The sequence below is a fragment of the Cupriavidus necator N-1 genome, assembly GCF_000219215.1.
GTDB lineage: Bacteria > Pseudomonadota > Gammaproteobacteria > Burkholderiales > Burkholderiaceae > Cupriavidus > Cupriavidus necator.
In genome coordinates this window covers 1983466-2002954 of record NC_015723.1, presented here as the reverse complement: position 1 = coordinate 2002954, position 19489 = coordinate 1983466, and the positions used below count along the sequence as shown (strand labels likewise).

16 protein-coding genes are annotated in these 19489 nt (G+C 68.1%); 4 read left to right on the top strand and 12 right to left on the bottom strand.

From position 1 onward, the window contains the following. The first annotated feature begins 433 nt into the window (after nucleotides 1–433). Entirely contained in the window at nucleotides 434–1207 is a 774-nt protein-coding gene (locus CNE_RS27135) for an SDR family NAD(P)-dependent oxidoreductase (protein ID WP_013953496.1), read from the top strand. Here CNE_RS27135 and pdeM read toward each other — a convergent pair. From pdeM to CNE_RS27090, 9 genes are all read right to left on the bottom strand, one after another. Further along, entirely contained in the window at nucleotides 1192–1908 is a 717-nt protein-coding gene (pdeM, locus tag CNE_RS27130; protein WP_013953495.1) for a ligase-associated DNA damage response endonuclease PdeM, read from the bottom strand. The genes CNE_RS27135 and pdeM overlap by 16 nt on opposite strands. After that, on the bottom strand, nucleotides 1905–4592 hold the full coding sequence (locus CNE_RS27125; RefSeq protein ID WP_013953494.1) for a ligase-associated DNA damage response DEXH box helicase: 2688 nt from the start codon (nucleotides 4590–4592) through the stop codon (nucleotides 1905–1907). The genes pdeM and CNE_RS27125 overlap by 4 nt, the downstream gene beginning before the upstream one ends. Further along, nucleotides 4589–6262, bottom strand: a complete 1674-nt coding sequence (locus tag CNE_RS27120; protein WP_013953493.1) for an ATP-dependent DNA ligase — start codon at nucleotides 6260–6262, stop codon at nucleotides 4589–4591. The genes CNE_RS27125 and CNE_RS27120 overlap by 4 nt, the downstream gene beginning before the upstream one ends. Further along, entirely contained in the window at nucleotides 6259–7380 is a 1122-nt protein-coding gene (locus CNE_RS27115) for a ligase-associated DNA damage response exonuclease (RefSeq protein ID WP_049800649.1), read from the bottom strand. The genes CNE_RS27120 and CNE_RS27115 overlap by 4 nt, the downstream gene beginning before the upstream one ends. Nucleotides 7381–7659: 279 nt before the next feature. Next, nucleotides 7660–9009, bottom strand: a complete 1350-nt coding sequence (locus CNE_RS27110) for an IS110 family RNA-guided transposase (protein ID WP_148271675.1) — start codon at nucleotides 9007–9009, stop codon at nucleotides 7660–7662. Between the two features lie 312 nt (nucleotides 9010–9321). Next, nucleotides 9322–10767 carry an NAD(P)/FAD-dependent oxidoreductase gene (locus tag CNE_RS27105; RefSeq protein ID WP_013953490.1) on the bottom strand — a complete coding sequence of 482 codons (1446 nt, stop codon included), beginning with the start codon at nucleotides 10765–10767 and terminating at the stop codon, nucleotides 9322–9324. 15 nt (nucleotides 10768–10782) lie between these two features. After that, on the bottom strand, nucleotides 10783–11187 hold the full coding sequence (locus CNE_RS27100; RefSeq protein ID WP_013953489.1) for a nuclear transport factor 2 family protein: 405 nt from the start codon (nucleotides 11185–11187) through the stop codon (nucleotides 10783–10785). 140 nt (nucleotides 11188–11327) lie between these two features. Continuing rightward, nucleotides 11328–12890, bottom strand: coding sequence for a MocR-like pyridoxine biosynthesis transcription factor PdxR (gene pdxR, locus CNE_RS27095; RefSeq protein WP_013953488.1), 1563 nt, complete (start codon nucleotides 12888–12890; stop codon nucleotides 11328–11330). 77 nt (nucleotides 12891–12967) lie between these two features. Further along, nucleotides 12968–14404 (bottom strand): amino acid permease, encoded by a 1437-nt coding sequence (locus CNE_RS27090; protein ID WP_013953487.1) that lies wholly within the window; start codon nucleotides 14402–14404, stop codon nucleotides 12968–12970. A 334-nt stretch (nucleotides 14405–14738) separates the two neighbouring features. Here CNE_RS27090 and CNE_RS27085 point away from each other — a divergent pair, with 334 nt between their 5' ends. Genes CNE_RS27085 through CNE_RS27075 form a run of 3 tightly spaced genes read left to right on the top strand, consistent with a single transcriptional unit; the run spans nucleotide 14739 to nucleotide 18352 of the window. Continuing rightward, complete coding sequence (locus CNE_RS27085; protein WP_013953486.1) at nucleotides 14739–15569, top strand: IclR family transcriptional regulator; 831 nt, start codon at nucleotides 14739–14741, stop codon at nucleotides 15567–15569. A gap of 48 nt (nucleotides 15570–15617) precedes the next feature. Continuing rightward, complete coding sequence (locus CNE_RS27080) at nucleotides 15618–16634, top strand: AAA family ATPase (protein ID WP_013953485.1); 1017 nt, start codon at nucleotides 15618–15620, stop codon at nucleotides 16632–16634. Next, the gene (locus CNE_RS27075; RefSeq protein ID WP_013953484.1) at nucleotides 16631–18352 is read left to right on the top strand and encodes a cobaltochelatase CobT-related protein; all 1722 of its coding nucleotides are present in this window, start codon (nucleotides 16631–16633) and stop codon (nucleotides 18350–18352) included. The genes CNE_RS27080 and CNE_RS27075 overlap by 4 nt, the downstream gene beginning before the upstream one ends. Nucleotides 18353–18437: 85 nt before the next feature. Here CNE_RS27075 and CNE_RS27070 read toward each other — a convergent pair whose 3' ends face one another. From CNE_RS27070 to CNE_RS27060, 3 genes are read right to left on the bottom strand one after another with little or no spacing between them, the layout of a single operon-like run. Beyond that, nucleotides 18438–18740 (bottom strand): 2Fe-2S iron-sulfur cluster-binding protein, encoded by a 303-nt coding sequence (locus CNE_RS27070; protein WP_013953483.1) that lies wholly within the window; start codon nucleotides 18738–18740, stop codon nucleotides 18438–18440. A gap of 26 nt (nucleotides 18741–18766) precedes the next feature. After that, on the bottom strand, nucleotides 18767–19090 hold the full coding sequence (locus CNE_RS27065) for a hypothetical protein (RefSeq protein WP_013953482.1): 324 nt from the start codon (nucleotides 19088–19090) through the stop codon (nucleotides 18767–18769). Nucleotide 19091: 1 nt separating this feature from the next. Then, complete coding sequence (locus CNE_RS27060) at nucleotides 19092–19433, bottom strand: 2Fe-2S iron-sulfur cluster-binding protein (RefSeq protein ID WP_013953481.1); 342 nt, start codon at nucleotides 19431–19433, stop codon at nucleotides 19092–19094. Nucleotides 19434–19489: the final 56 nt, after the last annotated feature.

Below are 19489 nucleotides of genomic sequence, written 5' to 3'. Positions count from 1 at the left end.
AAAGCACGACCACAGCAGGGCACAAACGAATACCTTCAGGGTTGCACAGGGTAAGGAGATAAGGTGTGATGGCAAACTAGGTCGGACCGCGGGAACGCAAACCCGATGACATCCAAGCGGCTTACAGCCCGTCGTGGGAGATGGGGACGTTCCCGGCTGATTCCATCAAGGCCCGCAGGCACGTTCCTGCAGCAAGGTCGGATATAAGACAGCAACCCATACCTACAAGCCAAAGCCCTTCAATTTACCTTGGCATCCGGGCGGTGTTCATATAAGGACGTCAAATGCGCATTCACCGGCTGGCCGTCCCGCCGATCCGGTGGCAATGGCCTGCCTGGCGCCCGTCACCTGCCTCGGCGATTTCATCCATTCCGACGACGCCTTGAACGCTTTGCCATGTGAAGAATGTCCCACCACCCAAGGAGACAATCACATGACAAGGCATCCATTCGACCTGAGCGGCAAAGTGGCACTGGTGACCGGCGGCAACGGCGGCATCGGCCTGGGCATTGCCGAAGGGCTGGCCGCGGCCGGCGCCGATATCGCGATCTGGGGCACGAATGCCGCCAAGAACGCTGCCGCCGCCGACCGCCTGGCCCAGCATGGGCGCAAGGTGCATACTGAGCTTTGCGACGTCGGCGACGAGGAGGCGGTCGATGCTGCAATGGAGCGCACGGTGGCGGCGCTGGGGCGCATTGATGGCTGCTTTGCCAATGCCGGCGTGGGCAGCGGCAACAAGGGGCCGTTCGACCAGATGCCGACCGAGGCCTGGCGCAGGACCATGCGCGTCAACCTGGACGGTGCCTTCTTCACGCTGCGCGCCGCGGTGCGGCAGATGCTGGTGCAGGGCGAGGGCGGCGTGCTGTGCAGCACGGCCTCGGTCGCGGCCATTGAAGGCGCGCCGCGCTCCGAGCACTATGCTGCCACCAAGGGTGGCGTGATCTCGATGATGCGGGGGCTGGCGGTGGAGTACGCGCGCAAGGGCATCCGCGCGCACTCTATCCTGCCGGGCTGGATCAAGACCGAGATGACCAGCGTGGCCCAGGGCAACGATGTCTTCCAGGAAATGGTGCACAAGCGCGTGCCGATGCGCCGCTGGGGCGAGGGCAGCGACTTCGCCGGCATCGCGGTCTACCTGATGAGCCCGGCTTCCGCATACCACACGGGGGATACCTTTGTGATCGACGGTGGCTATACGCTGTTCTGAGCCGGACGTCTGGCAGGCCCAACAGGCCAGACCCGGCCGCCGCCGACCACATAGGCGTGCTCGTCCGGTTGCGGCCGAACGGTGGCGTGGCCGGTGAAGGCACCAAAGGCGGGCAGAATGGCGCCGTGCGGGCCGAACAGGAAGCAGGGCAGGCGCAGGCTGTCTGCGCCAGCGCCGCGCAGGCGGCAGGCCGGATGCAGGTGGCCGGCCAGTACATAGCCCTGTGCAGAAGCGCCGGGCATATGACATAGCGCGAAGGGGCCCGCCACGGCGGGCTCGGTCACCACGGAGATGTCGAGGGACTCAGGCGGGTCGCCGGCGCGCGCATCATGGTTGCCGCGCACCAGCGTGCAGCAGACCTGCGGCAGCAGGCTGTGACGCCAGTCGTCCAGCGCCCGTAGCACCGCCTGCGTACGGGCGGCACGCGCGTGCAGGAAGTCGCCGAGGAAGACCAGCTCATCCACTGGCAGTTGCCGGGTCAGCCGTGTCAGCAGCGCCAGGTTGTCGCCGGTGGTGCCGTGCGGCACCGGCTGCCCCAGCGCACGGAACGCCGCGGCCTTGCCGAAATGGACATCCGCCACCATCAGCATGCCTGCCGCAGGCCACCAGATCGCATGCTCGGGCAGCAGCCACAACGTCTCGCCGACGGCCGTCACGGCGAACGCGCCGTGCGCTTCCAATGTGCGGGCATCCGGTTTCATAGCAGCGGCAACGGCTTCGAAGGCTTGCGCACGCGGCGCGGCTTGCGCGGCGTGCGCCCGGACGGGCCGGCGTGGTCGGCCATGCCGAATCTGGCGGCTTGCGCCACTGCCTCGGCCGGCATGCTTTCCGCTTCGCCTGGCTCCGGACCTGCCGCCAGTTCCAGGTCGGCCAGCATGCGGGCGATGCGGTCGGCCAGCTTCTCGGTGCTCAGCTTCTCGCGCAGAAATTCCACCACCAGCGGGAAGGACAGCGGCGTGGGCCGCTTCAGTTCATGCAGGTCGAGCTTCAGCGCCGACAGGCGCTCCAGCGTATCGGCGAGCCGGTGCGCATCCAGCTCCTGCATCAGCACCTCGCGCTCGGCCTGGCCCAGCAGCAGGTTGCGGGGGTCGTGCTTGCGGAACACCTCGTAGAACAGGCTCGACGAGGCCTGCAACTGGCGCGCGCTCTTGGGTGCGCCGGGATAGCCCTGGAAGATCAGCCCGGCAATGCGCGCGATCTCGCGGAAGCGCCGCAGCGACAGCTCGCCCGCATTGAGGCTGCCCAGTACGTCGGCGGCCAGGTCGCGCTGGCGCTCCTCGGCCAGCACCTGCGGCAGCCAGTGGGCCCAGTCCAGCGGCGCCGACGCCAGCAACTCGAGCCCGTAGTCGTTGACCGCGACCGAGAACGTGGCCGGTACCTTCTGCCCCAGCCGCCACGCCAGCAGGCTGCCCAGCCCCAGATGGACCGAGCGGCCGGCGAACGGGTACAGGAACAGATGCCAGCCCTCACGCGAGTGCAGCGATTCGGCCAGCAACGTCTGGCGGGTGGGCAGGGCCGACCATTGCGCCTGCAGATCCACCAGCGGCTGGATCAGCGGCAGCTCCGGCGTGGTGCGCGGATCGAGCCGGCCCGCGGCGGCGGCTTCAAGCGTATCAATCACGGCTTCGGCCAGTTCGGTCGACATCGGCATCTTGCCGCCATTCCAGCGTGGCACCACCGGGCGCTTGCCGGTAGCGCGCCGCACGTAGGCGGTCATCTCCTGCACCCGCACCAGTTCCAGCAAGCGCCCGCCGAACAGGAAGCAGTCGCCCGGCGCCAGCCGTGCGATAAAGCCTTCCTCGACCGAGCCGAGCGAGGCGCCGCCGCTGCCCGCGCGGCTCCAGTAGCGCACCTGCATGGCGGCGTCGCTGACGATTGTGCCCACGCTCATGCGGTGGCGCCGCGCCAGCCCCACGTCCGGCACGCGCCAGACGCCTGCCTCGTCCGGCACCGCGCGGCGGAAGTCCGGATAGGCCGACAGCGTGGCGCCGCCCTGGCGCACAAAGTCCAGGCACCACTGCCACTCCTCGTCAGTCAGGTTGCGGTAGGCCCACGCCGAGCGCACCTCGGCCAGCAGCGCTTCCGGGCGGAAGCCGCCGCCGAGCGCCACCGTCACCAGGTGCTGCACCAGCACGTCGAGCGGCTTGTCGGGCGACTCGCGCGCTTCGATGCGGCCGGCCTGTACCGCATGCCGCGCGGCCACCGCTTCGACCAGTTCCAGGCTGTGCGTGGGTACCACCGTCACGCGCGAAGCGCGGCCCGGCGCGTGGCCGGAGCGGCCCGCACGCTGCAGCAGCCGCGCCACGCCCTTGGGCGAGCCGACTTGCAGCACGCGCTCAACCGGCAGGAAGTCCACGCCAAGGTCGAGGCTGGAGGTGCATACCACCGCGCGCAACATCCCGTTCTTCAGGTTCAGTTCGACCCATTCACGCACGCCACGATCAAGCGAGCCGTGGTGCAGCGCGATCTCGCCGGCCCAGTCCGGGCGCGCGTCGAGCAGCGCCTGGTACCACAGCTCGGCCTGGGAGCGGGTGTTGAGGAACACCAGCGTGGTGCCGCTGTGCGCCAGCTCTTCAACGACATGAGGAAGCATCGACAGGCCCAGGTGGCCGGCAAACGGGAAGCGGCTGGCGTTGTTGGGCAGCAGCGTGTCGATCACCAGTTTCTTGGGCGTATGCCCGTGCACCAGCACGCGCTGCTCCTCGGGCACGCCGGACAGAAGCACGTCGGCCGCATGCGGCAGGTTGCCGAGCGTGGCCGACAGCCCCCACACCATCAGCGCCGGCTGCCACTGCCGCAGCCGCGCCAGCGCCAGCTGCACCTGCACGCCGCGCTTGTTGCCGAGCAGTTCGTGCCATTCGTCGACCACCACCATGCGCACGCGCCGCAGGGTCTCCTGGGCATCGGCGCGTGTCAGCATCAGCGTCAGGCTTTCGGGCGTGGTGACCAGCGTGGTCGGCAGCCGACGCTGCTGTGCGGCGCGCTCGGCGCTGCCGGTATCGCCGGTGCGCAGCGCCACGGTCCAGTCGAGGTCCAGCTCGGCCAGCGGCGCCTGCAAGGCGCGCGTGGTGTCGGCGGCGAGGGCGCGCATCGGCGTGAGCCACAGCACCGTCAGCGGCGGCGCGGGTTTGTCGTGGGACGGCGCCGCGCGCGTCGTGCCGAACGCCATCAGCGCGCCCAGCCATGCCGCATAAGTCTTGCCGGTACCGGTGGTGGCATGCAGCAGCCCGCTCTGGCCGCGCGCGATCGCGGTCCACACCTCGCGCTGGAAGGCGAATGGTTGCCAGCCGCGCGCGTCGAACAGCGCCGACAGGCCCTGCGCGACGGCCAGAGGTTCGGTAGCGGTGTCTTCCGCCGGCTTGCGCGCGGCGCGCGGCGGACTCATGCCGCATCCTCCCGCGGCGCGGCGGCGCCCGGCAGCATCGCTTCCAGCGTGGCCAGCGTATCGGCTTCTTCGATTGGCTTGTCGGTGCGCCAGCGCAGCATGCGCGGAAAGCGCACCGCAATGCCGCTCTTGTGCCGGCCGCTGCGGGCGATGCCCTCGAAGCCGAGCTCGAATACCTGCGTGGGCTCCACGCTGCGCACCGGGCCGAATTTCTCTACCGTGGTCCGGCGCACGATCGCGTCGACCGCGCGCATCTCTTCATCGGTCAGGCCGGAATATGCCTTGGCGAACGGCACCAGCGCGCGGCCGGGCGTGCCGGGCGGGGCGTTCCAGACCGCGAAGGTAAAGTCGGTATAGAGGCTGGCGCGGCGGCCGTGCCCGCGCTGCGCGTAGACCAGCACCGCATCGACCGAGTAGGGGTCGATCTTCCACTTCCACCAGATGCCTACGTCCTTGGTGCGGCCCGCGCCGTAGGCCGCGCTGGCGGCCTTCAGCATGAAACCTTCGACGCCGAGTTCGCGTGAGGCATCGCGCAGCCGCGCGAAGTGTTCCCAGCTCTCGGCCTCCACCAGCGGGCTGAGTTCGAGCGAAGGGTGGACGTAGTCCGCCACCACTTGTTCCAGTCGCGCGCGACGCTCGGCCTCTGGTCGGGTGCGCCAGTCAGCGCCGTGCCATTCGAGCAGGTCATAGGCCATCAGGATGGCAGGCGCCTCGCGCAGCAGCTTCGCGCTCAGCGTCTTGCGGCCGATGCGCTGCTGCAGCAGCGCGAAGGGCTGCACGCGGCCCTGTTGCCAGACCACGATCTCGCCGTCGAGCACGGTGCCGTCCGGCAGTTGCCCGGCCGCTTCCAGGATTTCCGGAAAGCGTTCGGTGATCAGTTCCTCGCCACGCGACCACAGCCAGGCCTGGCCGCCGCGACGGACCAGTTGTGCGCGGATGCCGTCCCATTTCCATTCGACCAGCCAGTTTTCCGTGGTGCCCAAGACGCTATCGAACTCTTCGAGCGGCGCCTGCAGCGGATGCGCGAGGAAGAATGGGTAGGGCTGGCCGCCCCCGCGCAGTTCGCGGTGGTCGTCGCCTTCCGGTGCGATCAGTGCCAGGAAGTGCGCGGCATCGGGACGCGCGGACAGGTCGGTGTAGCCGACCATGCGCTCGGCCACGCGCTTGGGGTCGATACCGGCCACTTCACCGAGCGCGCGCGTCACTAGCAGCCGCGATACGCCCACGCGGAAGGCGCCGGTGATCAGCTTGAACAGGACCAGCCGGCCGTGCGCGTCGAGCGGCCGCCACAGCGCATCGAGACGCGGCATCAGCGCTTCGGGCGGCAGGCCGCGCAGCGGCAGTAGCCGCTGTTCGACCCATTCGGCCAGGCCGGCGTGGTCGGCGTCCATTGGCTCGGGCAGCAGCAGGGCGATGGTCTCGGCGAGATCGCCGACGGCCTGGTAGCTTTCCTCGAACAGCCAGTCGGGCAGCTCGGCGGCTTGGCGCGCCAGTTCGCGCAGCAGCGAGACCGGCACGATCTGGCGCGGCTTGCCGCCGGCGAGGAAATAGACCGCCCAGGCGGCGTCTTCCGGCGGCGCCACGCGCAGGTAGTCGATCAGCGCGGCGAGGCGGGCCTTGGTCGAGGTGGTGCCGTCGAGCGCGGCGTAGAGGTCGGCGAAGGCTTTCATGGCGCGGGCTCTTCGTTGCCGGCGTCTGGCTTCTCTTCGGTGTCCGCCGACTGCGCTTCGTTGCGCGCGGATTCGTCGTCGTCGCCGTATTCGGTCTCGAACGCCTGTGCTTGCCAGCCGCGTTCGTTCAGGTAGCGCACCATCACCGGCACATTGCCGTGGGTCACGATGATGCGCCCGGCTCCAGTTCCCTCGATGGCGCTGAGCAGTCCCGGCCAGTCCGCGTGATCGGACAGCGCAAAGCCGCGATCGACACCGCGGCGCCGGCGCGTGCCGCGCAACTGCATCCAGCCGCTGGCAAAGGCGTCGGACGCATCGCCAAAGCGCCGCAGCCATGGTGAGCGCTGCGCCGAAGGCGGCGCCACCACCAGCGCCTGGTGCAGCAGCGGGCTCCGCGGCGGCAAATCTGAAGCCAGTGCCATCGGCGGCAGCGCCACGCCGGCTTCGGCATAGGCCGCATTGAGCGTGGTCAGCGCGCCGTGCACGATCACCGGGCCCGGCATGCCGTCGGCGCCGGCATGGCGCAGCAGGCCGTGCAGGATGCGCTGGGCCTTGCCGAAGGTGTAGGCGTAGACGATGCTGGCGCGGCCGGCCTGCGCGTTGGTTTGCCACCAGTGGAAGATCTCCGCCATCAGCGCGGCCTGCGGCGGCCAACGGTAGATCGGCAGGCCGAAGGTGCTTTCGGTGATGAAGGTATCGCACGGCACCGGCTCGAACGGGTCGCAGGTGCCGTCGGCTTCGAGCTTGTAGTCGCCGGAGGCGACCCAGACCTGCCCGCCGTATTCCACGCGCAACTGGGCCGAGCCCAGCACATGGCCGGCCGGATGCAGGCTCAGCGTGACGCCGTGGTGGCGGATGCGCTTGCCGTAGGGCAGGGTATTGAGGTCGATGCCGGGCAGGCGCGCCAGCAATACGCCGCGGCCGGGTTCCGCACACAGGTAATGGGCGTGGCCGAAACGGGCGTGGTCAGAGTGGGCATGGGTGATGACGGCGCGCTCGACCGGGCGCCAGGGATCGATATAAAAGTCGCCCGGTGGGCAATACAGGCCCTCCGGGCGGGCGACGATCAGGTCGCCGGCGGGGGTGGGTTCAGCCTGCGGGGGCCGGGCTGGGTCCAAGCGTGCCTCCTGATGCACTGCGGCCAGCGGGCGGCCGCGATGCTCCCGGGGCGGGAGACTTGGGAATCATACTGCGGCGCTGTGCTGGCTGTGGAGGCGGCGGGGTCCGGTTTGGGTGTCGGTGGGGGTCCGACAAGGATGGGAGGCGCTGCCGGTTTGCTCCCCTCTCCCATTTATGGGAGAGGGGCGGGGGAGAGGGCAGGCGTCTCTGCGGAGTGGGGCGCCCAGATGCTGGCCATGCGCCTGCCCTCTCCCCCGGCCCCTACCCAGGAACCATCGCTAACCCATTGTTTTTGCTGGCACCAGATCAAGGCCATGTTTCTGCGCGAGCTTGCGTAGCACGCGTTGCTCGGACTGTGCGGTACGGCTCTGGTAGTAGCGCAGACCGTGTTCGACGTAGTCCGAGCCTTTGACCATAGTCTGCCAGAACAAGGCAGCGAGCTTGCGCGCGAGCGCTTTGTTGGCGATGAGGCCGCCGCGGCGGGCCTTGAGGCGGTGATAGAAGCCGCCCAGGGCCTTGTCAACGCTGTTGGCCAGGCTACGGGCCATGGTGCAGAACAGTTGGCCGGTACGGTTGCGGTGGCGCGATTGCTGGGAGCGGCGCTTGCCGCTCTGGTGGGAGCCCGGCGCGAGCCCGGTCCAGGCGGTGAAGTGCTTGGCGGTGGGCCACCGGCTCAGATCGGTGCCGACCTCACCGATCACGAGCAGCAGCGAGTAGTCGGCGAGCCCCGGCAGTTGGGTGGGATCATTGCCGCCACACAGCTGCAGCAGCATGCGGTGCAGGCCGTCGATCTTGGGCGTATGCGTGCCGCCCGGCTTGGCCGGCGAGGCCGGGTCGTCGTCGCGGGGTGGACCGCTTAGTGCGCGTAGCACCTGTTCGATGGCGCGATCGCATTCGCTGATCTGGCTTTGGTAGTGCTGCCAGCTCTGTAAGGCCTGGCGCAGGGCAAACAGGTGTTCGTCCTTCCACATGCCGCGTAGCGATTCCTTGACCCGATCGCCCTTGTGCTTGCGGATTTGTGCGTCGCATAGCGTCAGCAGGTCAGCGGGGTCGCGCCGGCCAGCCAGGATGGCGTCGATGACCTTGAGCCCGCTGACGCCGGTGAGGTCGCTGATGACCGCATGGAACTTGACGTTCATGCGCTCGAGCGCCTTTTGCATGTGCTGCACGTGGCTGGCCGCCAGCGTGATGTGATCTTGGCGCAAGCGCAGATAGTCCTGCAGTTGCCGGATTTCGGCCGGGGGCACGAAGCCGGAGTGCAGCAGGCCGTGCGCATGCAGTGTGGCCAGCCACTGGCAGTCGGCCATATCGGTCTTGCGTCCGGGCAGGTTGCGCACCTGCCGGCCATTGACCACCAGGACCGTGATGCCGGCGGCCTCCAGCGCACCGTACAGGTACAGCCAGTACACGCCGGTCGCCTCCATGGCAACTGAGCGCACGCCTTGGTCCCGCAGCCAGTCGATCAGCGTCGACACGTCTTGGGTCATGGTGCCAAAGACCCGCGGCGTGTCACCCGCGATGGACACGTGCAACTTCTCGCTGCCCACGTCGATGCCGGTGGCCCGGTCATCCAATACCGGTAGCGTTTTCATCTGCGGCCTCCTCTTCTTGGGAAGGATCGGCGCCAACGTGCCCGGCAGACACAAAAATGGAAACAAACCTACCCAGCGGGAAGCTAACGACGCTCACCAATCAAGCCCAATGCTGTCTGCCGGAGCCAGTCTCTCCCACGGGCAACAAGAAGTGCACCAGAGGGGACGCGGCCACACTGCGCGTCAAGGCCGAGTATCAACCACTATACGACCGGTTCCTGGGGCAAGCCGGCATGGGCCGCATGCGGGGGACTCTCCCGCAGGCGGGAGAGGGGAGCAAACCGGCAGTGCGCGAAGGCCTGCTATCGCGTTGCCGGCGTCCTCGATGCAGCCGCCCGACCACATTCCTCAAAGCACGTCATCCTTCAAGTGATACCAGTGGTAAAGCACCCGCTGCCCCATCCTTCGGAACGGCGCAAACATCTGCGACTCCACCATCTCCCGCACATTCGGGAACGGTAGCGGCGAGCGAAAGATCGGCAACTCCGGTAGCGCCGACGCCTTACCAGCAATCAACGCCGCCAGCCGCTTGCCAGCCTGCGCGGAGTACATCACGCCATTGCCGCCGTAGCCCATGGCGTAGTAGATCGACTGGGCCGGATCCGGCTGGGTGATGCGCGGCATCATGTCGTGGCTGACATCGACCCAGCCCCACCACGAGTAATCGACCTGGATCCCCTGCAGCGCAGGGAACTTGCGGTGCATGTCGCCGATCAGCTTTTGCTTGTACTGCTCCTGCGGTGCGTCGTTGCCGGTGATGGCGCTGCGGCTGCCGATCTGCAGGCGGCCGTCCGGCATCAGGCGGTAGTAGTGGCGCAGGATGCGGGTGTCAGTGATGACCTGCGTGGTGCGGAAGTTGCACGCGGCCAGTTCGCTGGCCGTGAGCGGGCGCGTGACGATGGAGTTCGACAGGATCGGGAACAGCCGGTTCTTCAGCTCGCGGTGCAGCGTTTGCGAGGTATAGCCGCCGGTGGCCACGCCCACGGCGCGAGCGCGCACGATGCCGCCGGGGGTGCGCAGGTAGTGCACGCCGTTGCGCGTTTCCCAGCCGGTCACCGGGCTGGACGGATGCACCTTGGCGCCCAGCTCGCGCGCGCGGCGCAGGTAGCCGAAGGCGAGCTTGCCGGCGTGGATGCCGATGCCTTCGGGCTCATGCATGGCGCCCGCGGCTTCCTTGTCGTCGACATACTCGCGCCGCACGGTGTCGGCGTCCATGATCCGTGCGTCGTACTTGAAGACTTCGCGCAGGAGCTTGGCTTCCTTCTCCAGCGCCGGCATCACCTTGGCGCGGTGCGCGATATACAGGTGGCCGCCAGGCTGCGGGTCGCAGTTGATGTCCTGGATCAGGCCCTTGAAGGTCTCCATACCGTCGCAGATTTCTTCATGTAGGCGCAGCGCGGTGTCCAGGCCGTAGCGCTGGATCCACTGTGAGCGCTTGAGCCGCCCGGACGCGCATTGCGCCTGGCCGCCGTTGCGTGTGCTGCAGCCCCAGCTGACGCGGTTGGCTTCGAGCACGGTGGCCTTGATGCCATATTCCTGTGCCAGGAAGATGGCGCAGGTCAGGCCGGTGAAGCCCGAGCCGATGATGGCCACATCGACGTCGATGTCATGCGTGATCGGGCCGTCGTCGGCAGGCGGTTCGCCCGCGGTGCCGATCCAGTAGGTGGGCGCGTATTCGCGGCCGTGACCGGGGGTGGGGGTGTGCAGGGGATCGTAGGCGGGGTCGTACGGCCGGGTGGGCGCGGTGGACTGCTCACCGGCAAGGAGGCTGCTGCGGGGGGCTACGGCTTGCATGGCGCGTCTCCTCGGTCAGGCTGCGGGCGCTACGACGGGCGGGCGATCCTTGCGGTACGCGTTCTTGACCGCGATCTTGCCGTCGCGGAAGGTGAACACGTCCACCATGCGCGCCTCGATCCGGGCGCCGTCGGCACGGGTGCCGCGGAAGGTGGATTCGCTCACGCCGCGGTCGCCCACGACAAAGTGGTCGCCATCGACCCACTGCGCGTCGGGGAAGGTCTGCCAGGCCAGCTGGAAGCCTTCGCGCACTGCCTCGCGGCCGATAAAGCTGCGGCCCAGCAGGTCGGGCCCGGCCACGCCGTGGAAGGCACAGTCATCGGCCATGAAGCGCATCAGGGCCTCGATGTCGTGGCGGTTCCAAGCGTCGTTGAAGGCCTGCAGCAGTTCGATGCCGGTGGCGGTGTTGTCCTTGGACATGGGTTGGTCTCCTGAGTGTTGTCTGCCGGTCCGTGGGGAAATGGCCATGACTCGAGGATAGGGAAGCCACGCGCGGCGCTGTAGCGCCAGTTCGGGACAATCGCTTGGGCCAGCGGCGGGAGACACCGCCGCGGGCCGGCTCAGGCCGCGGGACGGACCCGGGAAGTGACGGCGGCGATGGTTGTGGTGCCGCTGGCGGTGGCCTGCAGCTCACGCGCCACGCCCGCCAGCACGCGGATGCCGGGCTCGATGCGGTCCAGCGAGATCGACGAGTAGCCCAGCCGGAAGCCGTTGCGCGGCGCGGGCTCGGCCATGAAGAAGACGCTGCCGGGCTCGATCAGCACGCCCTGCAGCTCGGCCAGCCGCGCCAGCGCATCGGCATCGAGCCATGGTGGCCCCTCGATCCAGCATGAGGCGCCGCCGGCGATCGGCACCGCGCGGAAGTCAGGCATATGCGTGGCCAGCGCCGCCAGCACCGCTTCGGCGCGCTCGCGGTGCGCGGCCGCCAGCCGGCGCAGGTGCGCGTCATAGTGGCCCAGCGACAGGAACAGCGAGAACGCGCGCTGGATATAGGCCGACGGGTGCCGCAGCATCAGCCGCCGCGCGCCGCGCAGCTCGGCGATCAGTGTCGCCGGCCCGACGATATAGCCGATGCGCAGCCCCGGCGCCAGGCTCTTGGACAGGCTGCCGACATAGATCACGCGGTTGCTGCGGTCCAGGCTTTTGAGCGTGGGGGTGGGGTCGCCTTCGAAGCGGCTTTCGCTTTCGTAGTCGTCCTCGATCAGCACGAAGTCAGCTTCCTCGGCCTGGCGCAGCAGGGCCTGGCGGCGCGCCAGCGGCATGGTGACGGTGGTGGGGCACTGGTGGCCCGGGGTCACGTAGACGTAGTCGCAGGCGCGCTGTGCGTCAGACAGGGTCAGGCCGTCGCCGTCGACCGGTAGCGGCACCAGGTGGGAGGTGTGCGAGCCAAAGATATTGCGTGCGTCAGGATAGCCGGGATCCTCGATGCCCACCGGCGTGTCGGGGCTGACCAGCAGGTCGGCCAGCAGGTACAGCGCCTGTTGCGCGCCCACGGTCACCACGATCTCGTCGGCGCCGGCCCACACGCCGCGGCGCGGCAGCACGCGGGTGCGGATCTGCTGCACCAGGGATTCGTCGTCGCGCAGGATCATGTCCTGGGCCCAGTCGTGGATGTCGAGCACGCTGAGCGCCTTCAGGCAGCATTCGCGCCAGTCCGCGGTGGGGAACAGCACCGGGTCGTACTGGCCGTAGATGAAGGGGTAGGGATAGTCGCGCCAGTTGGCGCGCTTGACGATATTGCGCTGCTGCGTGGGGCGGAACACAAAGCGCCGCTCCCAGTCCGGCTCGCCCGAGCGGGCGGGCACCGCCTCGCCGCGCAGCGAGGCCACGCCGCTCACGCGCGTGCCCAGGATCTCCGGGTTGACGAAGTAGCCGCTGCGCTCGCGCGCCACCAGGTAGCCTTCATCGACCAGCTGCTGGTAGGCCAGCACCACCGTATTGCGCGCCACGCGCAGCTGCGCCGACAGCTCGCGGCTGCTGGGCAGCGGCTCGCCCTGCGGCAACTGCTCGTCAAGGATGGCCGAGACCAGCATCTGGCGGATCTTGCCCTGCAGGCTCAGACCCGAGTGGGTATGCTGCTGGAACAGCTGGGACCAGAGGGTGGTGGGAGACTTCAGGCTCATGGGGCAGGGGGCGTTGCCTTGACGGCGAAGCGCGCCAGCATACTGCACCGGCGCGCCACGTCAGTCATGGTCAGTCATCAATACTCGTGCAGGTCCGGGCGTGGCATCTCCGCCAGCGGCACTACCGGATCCGCGCTACCTCGAAACAGTTGCCGCGCGGCGTAGGCCACCAGCAGGATGCCCAGGCTCACCACACCCAGCGCAAGCGGCGTGCGCTGGTCGGGGATGAAAGCCATCGCCACCACGATGCCGATCATGCCGACGATCGCCACGTAGGTGAGGTACGGGTAGCACCACATGCGCACGCGCAGCTGGCCCGGCGCTTCGCGCTCCAGGCGGGAACGCAGGCGCAGCTGCGAGATCGCGATCAGGATGTAGACGAAGATCGCCACCGTACCGTACGAATTCACCAGGAAGGCAAAGACCGTATCCGGCGAGACATAGGACATCACCACCGCACCGTAGCCGAACAGGGTTGCCACCAGGATGGCGCGCACCGGCACGCCGTTGCGGCTCACGCGGGCCAGCGACTTGGGGGCGTCGCCACGGCGGGTCAGCGCGAACAGCATGCGCGACGAGGCATACAGGCCCGAGTTGAGTGCCGACAGCACCGCGGTCAGCACGATCGCGTTCATGATCTGCGCGGCCGCCGGCACGCCCATCACGTTCAGCGCGCTGACGTACGGCGTGGCGATGCTGGTGGAGTTCCACGGCACCAGGCAGACTACCAGCAGGATTGAACCCACATAGAACACCAGCACGCGCGTGATCACCGAGCTGGTGGCCTTGGCCACCGCCTTCTGCGGCTCGGCGGTCTCGGCAGCGGCGATGGTGACGATCTCGGCGCCGAAGTAGAAGCCGGTGGCGGCTACCGCGCCGGTCAGCACCGGGACAATGCCGTGCGGCATGAAGCCGCCGTTGGCGGTCAGGTTGGCCACCTCCATGCCATGGGACCCGGGGGCCAGGCCCAGCACATAGACGCCGGCGATGAACAGGAACACTATGATCGCGGCCACCTTGATCGATGCGAACCAGAACTCGAACTCGCCGAAGGACTTGACCGATACCAGGTTGGTCAGCGTCAGCATCACCAGCAGCACCAGGCTGATGATCCAGTTGGGCACGTCGGGCAGCCAGTAGCGCACCAGGTCGGCACCGGCCACGGCTTCCAGCGCCACCACGATGACCCAGAAATACCAGTACATCCAGCCGGTCAGGAAGCCGGCCAGGTTGCCCACTGCCGGGCGGTCGCGCCAGGCTTCGCGTGCATACTCATAGAAACCGCCGCTGCCGGGCATGGCGCAGGCCATCTCGCCCAGCATGCGCATCACCAGCACCACCAGCAGCCCGGTGATCAGGAAGGAAAGGACCGCGGCCGGGCCGGCGGATTTGATGACGACGCCGCTGCCGACAAAGAGGCCTGCGCCGATCACGCCACCCAGGGCGATCATGGTCATGTGGCGTTGCTTCAGGCCGTGGGATAGCCCGTTGCCGGACTCTGGTTGTTGGATCATGTTGTGTCTCCTGTGCTGCGCTTGCTGTCGGTACTGCGTTGCAGCCAGTACAGCGTTTAAGGCAGGCGCCACGGCTTCTCTTGGTATAGGTGGCAGGGCAGTAATTGCCAGCCTGGGGCCGTGGTCGTTCAGTATTTGCAATCCCGGGCAGGGATGGCCTATCCGTACATGTCGACTTGTCTCCGGTGATCTCTTAAAAAACTGGAACCAGAAGTTCCGAAAAATTGTTCTTTCACTGAAATGTAGGCCGTTCGCCGGGGAAGGTCAACCAGAAGTTTCGATAATTGATATGATTTGACTCTGAAAATGAAACTTACCTATGATGGAGCCAGGCATGAACGATATGCGCCTCGCCAAAAGTGACGCCAAGCCGGATGGGGACACGCCGGCACTGCGTTTGTTCGGCCTGCTCGAAGTCATCGCGGAGAAGGACCAGTCCTTCAACCTGCAGGCGCTGGTGGAAGAAACCGGCCTGCCCAAGCCCACGCTGCACCGCATGCTGCAGCAGCTCGAGGCCGCGGGCCTGATCCAGCGCAACGGCGACGGGCGGCAATACGGCACCGGCCTGCGGCTGCGCCGGCTGGCGGAGAACCTGTTGCTCAACAGCACCTCGCACGGTGCGCGCCACATGGTGCTGCGCCGGCTGGTGGAAGAGGTGGGCGAGAGCTGCAACCTGACCGCGTTCTCCGGCGGCGAGGTGCTGTACCTGGATCGCGTGGAAACGGCGGCGCCGCTGCGCTTCTACCTGCATCCGGGCTCGCGCGTGCCGGCGCACTGTTCGGCCACGGGCAAGCTGTTCCTGGCGCAACTGGCGCCGGCGCAGCGCCAGCGGCTGCTGGCCAACGTGGAGCTGGAACGCTACACGCAGAACACGCTGACCGACCACGCGCAGCTGGAAGCCGAACTGGAGCGCGTGAAGCGCGACGGCTACGCGATGGACGATGAAGAGTTCCTGCCGGGGCTGGTCTGCATCGGCGTGCTGGTGCCGGCCGCGGATGGCGGCAAGTCCAACCTGGGGCTGGCGCTGCAGGCTCCGGTGATGCGCGTGACGCGCGACAAGGTGCTGCAATTGCTGCCCGCGCTGCAGCGTGCGGCGGGCGCGCTGGCGGCTATCGAAGCCGACAGCGCCGGCAGCTGGCAGGGCGGCGCGGAAGAGGACGAATAGCGCGCACGGCGTCACGCGGATTGCTCCGCTTGCCGCAGTGCCGATGGCATGGCAGCAAGCAACAAGGAGCATGAGGTGACGCAAGACCAGTTTGGCAAGCCCGACCGGATGATTCCGGTGCGCAGCACGTTCGGCATCGATTCCGGCCTGATGGTGCCGGCCTTCAGCCAGCGCGACGACCACGTGCCGGAGATCGATCCGGCCTACCGCTTCCAGCCCGAGGTGACGCTGGCAATCCTGTCCGGCTTCATGCGCGACCGGCGCGTGATGGTGCAGGGCCTGCACGGCAGCGGCAAGTCGACCCATATCGAGCAAGTCGCCGCGCGGCTGAACTGGCCCTGCGTGCGTGTCAACCTGGACGGGCATATCAGCCGGCTGGACCTGGTCGGCAAGGACGCCATCGTGGTGCGCGACGGGCGCCAGGTCACCGAATTCCAGGAAGGCATCGTGCCGTGGGCGCTGCAGCGTCCGGTGGCGCTGATCTTCGACGAATACGACGCAGGCCGGCCCGATGTGATGTTCGTGATCCAGCGCATCCTGGAGCGTGACGGCAAGTTCACGCTGCTGGACCAGAACCGCGTGATCCGCCCGCATCCGTCGTTCCGGTTGTTTGCGACATCCAATACCGCGGGCCTGGGCAACGTCAACGGCCTCTACCACGGCACCCAGCTGCTCAACCACGCGCAGATCGACCGCTGGAATGTGGTGGCCACGCTGGACTACCTGCCGCATGAAGAAGAAGCCGGCATCGTGCTGGCGCGCGTGCCGGAACTGGACAACGACGCCGGGCGCGCGCTGGTCGATGCGATGGTGGCGCTGGCCGGGCTCACGCGCCGCGGGTTTGCCGCCGGCGATGTGTCGGCGCTGATGTCGCCGCGCACGGTGATCAGCTGGGCCGAGAACTGCCAGATCTTCCGCGACCCCGCGCTCGCCTTCCGCCTGACCTTCCTGAACAAGTGCGACGAAGCCGAGCGGCCGGTGGTGGCCGAGTATTACCAGCGCTGCTTCGGCCACCTGCCGGGTGAAGCCGCCGGCGTCAGCGCAGAATCGGAGCCCGCGCGATGAGCGCGGCCACGGTCGCGCAGCAGTTGCGCCGGCGCCAGCGGCAGGATGAGCTGTCCGGCGCCGCGGTGCGCGCGATCACCGGCGATGCGGCGCTGCATTTCCGCGACGGCCAGCTCTGGCGCGCGATGCGCCCGGTGCCGCAGCATGCGCCGCACTTGCGCACGGACCTGGAGACCGACACGGCCACCTGCCTGCGCGGCGCGGCCGATGGTGCCGCCCTGCGCCAGGCGCATTCCGACGCCGTGCTGCATCGGCAGCTGTGCCCGGCCGATCCGGTCGAGCGCCTGGTCTTCGAACTGCTGGAGCAGCTGCGTTGCGAGACCCGCCTGCCGCGCGGCATGGCCGGCGTGGCGGCCAACCTGCGCCACCGCTTCATGGCGTGGTCGCGGGCCTTCCATCGTTCCGGGCTGACCGAGGGGCACCTCGGCATCCTGCTCTATACCGTGGCGCAGGTGTCGTGGTCGCGCCTGACGGGGGAGCCGGTGCTGGAAGAGACCGAAGACCTGATCGAAGCCACGCGCGCCGCCATCGTGCCGGTGCTGGGCACCGCGCTGGCCGGCCTGCGCGCGCAACGCCACGACCAGGCCGCCTACGCCGCGCACGCACTGGCGCTGGCGCGCGCGGTGGCGCAGATGATCCGTGCGGAAGCCCCGCTTGCCGGCGAAGACGACGACAACTCAGCCTCGGCCGCGCGCGCCGGGTTTGCGCTGTGGCTGGATTTCGACGAACCGCCTGCGGAAGACTTTGCGCTGGCCGACAGCGGCCACAGCCGCGTACTGGCCGAGGCCACCGACGGCTACCGCGTCTTCACCACCCGCTACGACCGCGAAGTGCGCGCCGCCACGCTGGTGCGCCGCGCCTTGCTGGACGAGTACCGCACGCGGCTCGACGCACGCATCGCGCGCGCGGGCGTGAACATGGCCCGGCTGGCGCGCCGGCTGCGCGCCGCGTTGTCGCAGCCGCGCGTGGACGGCTGGTCCTTCGGCGAGGAAAGCGGCCGCATCGACGGCCGCCGCCTGGCGCAACTGGTCTGCTCCCCCTCCGAGCGCCGGCTCTTCCGCCTGGAAGCGCACAAGGCCCACGCCGACTGCGTGGTCGGATTCCTGATCGACTGCTCAGGCTCGATGAAGGCGCAGGCCGAGCCGCTCACGCTGCTGATCGACATGCTCACCCGCGCGCTCGACCAGGCCGGCGTTGCCACCGAGGTGCTCGGCTTTACCACCAACGCCTGGAACGGCGGCCGCGCCCGTGCCGACTGGCTTGCGCGCGGCCGCCCGCAGCACCCCGGCCGGCTCAACGAGACTTGCCATATGGTGTTCAAGGACGCGCAACGCAGCTGGCGGCGCGCGCGCACCGACATCGCCGCCCTGCTCAAGGCCGACCTGTTCCGCGAAGGCGTGGACGGCGAGGCGGTGGAGTGGGCCTGCGCGCGCCTGCACGCCAGCGGCAAGGCCCGCCGCATCCTGGTGGTGGTGTCCGACGGCAGTCCCATGGATACCGCGACCGGGCAGGCCAACGACGCCTGCTACCTCGACAACCACCTGAAGGCGGTGGTGGCCCGGCATGCGACGCTGCGAGATGTGGAAGTGCTGGGGCTGGGGGTTGGGCTGGACCTGAGCCCCTACTACCGGCACACGCTGGCGCTGGACCTGTCGCAGCCGGTGGATATGGCGATGCTGGATGAGGTGGCGGGGCTGGTGGGGGCGAGGCGGCGGTAGCGGGAAGACTAGCGTTCGAAACGCTGGTACGCGGACACGGCCAGGAAGTCATACCAGCCGAAGGCGCACTCTCCTCAGCGCCCGCTCACCCGCGCACCGTCTCCCTGGGCTGCCATGACACCGCGATATTCCCATCGATAAAAGTCTGGCAGGCCAGCCGGAACCCCGTCGCCAGCTCCTCTTCGGTCAGCAGTTTCTTTTCCTTCGGCTTGACCGCGTCCGTATGCTCGTGGCCCTTTTCGATGCGGCATTTGCAGGTGCCGCACAGGCCGCCGCCGCACTTGAAAGGGATGCCGCCCTGCTCGCGCAGCGACACGCGCAGCAGATTGCTGTTGACCGGTGCGCTGACCGTCTTGCCGTGGTTGGTGAGGAAGGTGATCTGGATCATGGCGAAGATTGACTGAAGGTCAGGCGTTAGTAGCCAGGAGCGCCTGCGATGGCGACCGGGGCGGGCACCAGGGCGATGTCCATGCTGCCGAAGCTGGCCAGCTCGCGCAGCGCGACGCGGGCGGCCTCAAGCGTGGCGTACTTGTCGAGGAACTTGGTCGACACCAGGTTGACGATGCCGGGCGGCGTTTCTTCCAGGACCCGCACCTTGGTATCGGCGGCCAGTTCCGCGATGACAAAGCGCGCGGTGCGCTTGCCATAGAAGACGTAGTCGTATGCCTCGACCGCGGTCATGCCCGCAGTGGGCTCGGTGCGGAACTGGCCGGGGCGGCTGGTGAGAAGGACGAACATGTCAGGCATCCGCGCCGGCCGTGGCCACGATGGCAGGTGCCTGGGCGGGCAGGTCGTCCTGGGCCAGTTCGATGTCATGCTCGATCCAGAGCTGGCAGGCCAGCCGGTAGCCCTGTTCGAGCCGCTCGCCGAGTTGCTTCTTCTCTTTCCAGTTGGGCGGCGGCAGGTGTTCGGCGCCGGCGATCACGCGGCAGGCGCATTTGGAGCACTTGCCCATGCCGCACTCATAGCGCAGGTTGGGGTAGGGGAACTGGCGGATCCCGGCGCGGACGACCAGGTTGGTCTGGGACTTGACCTCGTCGACGAAGGTCTGGCCCTGCTTGTGGAAAGTGACTGTCGGCATGGCGCGGTTCCTGCCGGGCTGGCCGCCCGGCATCATGAATAGTCGAAGAAATCGGT

Coding starts and splice junctions, on each gene's coding strand:
- CNE_RS27060 (WP_013953481.1), bottom strand. CDS start 19,433: ATGCCGACAGTCACTTTCCACAAGCAGGGCCAGACCTTCGTCGACGAG.
- CNE_RS27065 (WP_013953482.1), bottom strand. CDS start 19,090: ATGTTCGTCCTTCTCACCAGCCGCCCCGGCCAGTTCCGCACCGAGCCC.
- pdxR (WP_013953488.1), bottom strand. CDS start 12,890: ATGAGCCTGAAGTCTCCCACCACCCTCTGGTCCCAGCTGTTCCAGCAG.
- CNE_RS27125 (WP_013953494.1), bottom strand. CDS start 4,592: ATGAGTCCGCCGCGCGCCGCGCGCAAGCCGGCGGAAGACACCGCTACC.
- pdeM (WP_013953495.1), bottom strand. CDS start 1,908: ATGAAACCGGATGCCCGCACATTGGAAGCGCACGGCGCGTTCGCCGTG.
- CNE_RS27085 (WP_013953486.1), top strand. CDS start 14,739: ATGAACGATATGCGCCTCGCCAAAAGTGACGCCAAGCCGGATGGGGAC.
- CNE_RS27075 (WP_013953484.1), top strand. CDS start 16,631: ATGAGCGCGGCCACGGTCGCGCAGCAGTTGCGCCGGCGCCAGCGGCAG.
- CNE_RS27080 (WP_013953485.1), top strand. CDS start 15,618: ATGGCAGCAAGCAACAAGGAGCATGAGGTGACGCAAGACCAGTTTGGC.
- CNE_RS27105 (WP_013953490.1), bottom strand. CDS start 10,767: ATGCAAGCCGTAGCCCCCCGCAGCAGCCTCCTTGCCGGTGAGCAGTCC.
- CNE_RS27090 (WP_013953487.1), bottom strand. CDS start 14,404: ATGATCCAACAACCAGAGTCCGGCAACGGGCTATCCCACGGCCTGAAG.
- CNE_RS27135 (WP_013953496.1), top strand. CDS start 434: ATGACAAGGCATCCATTCGACCTGAGCGGCAAAGTGGCACTGGTGACC.
- CNE_RS27070 (WP_013953483.1), bottom strand. CDS start 18,740: ATGATCCAGATCACCTTCCTCACCAACCACGGCAAGACGGTCAGCGCA.
- CNE_RS27120 (WP_013953493.1), bottom strand. CDS start 6,262: ATGAAAGCCTTCGCCGACCTCTACGCCGCGCTCGACGGCACCACCTCG.
- CNE_RS27100 (WP_013953489.1), bottom strand. CDS start 11,187: ATGTCCAAGGACAACACCGCCACCGGCATCGAACTGCTGCAGGCCTTC.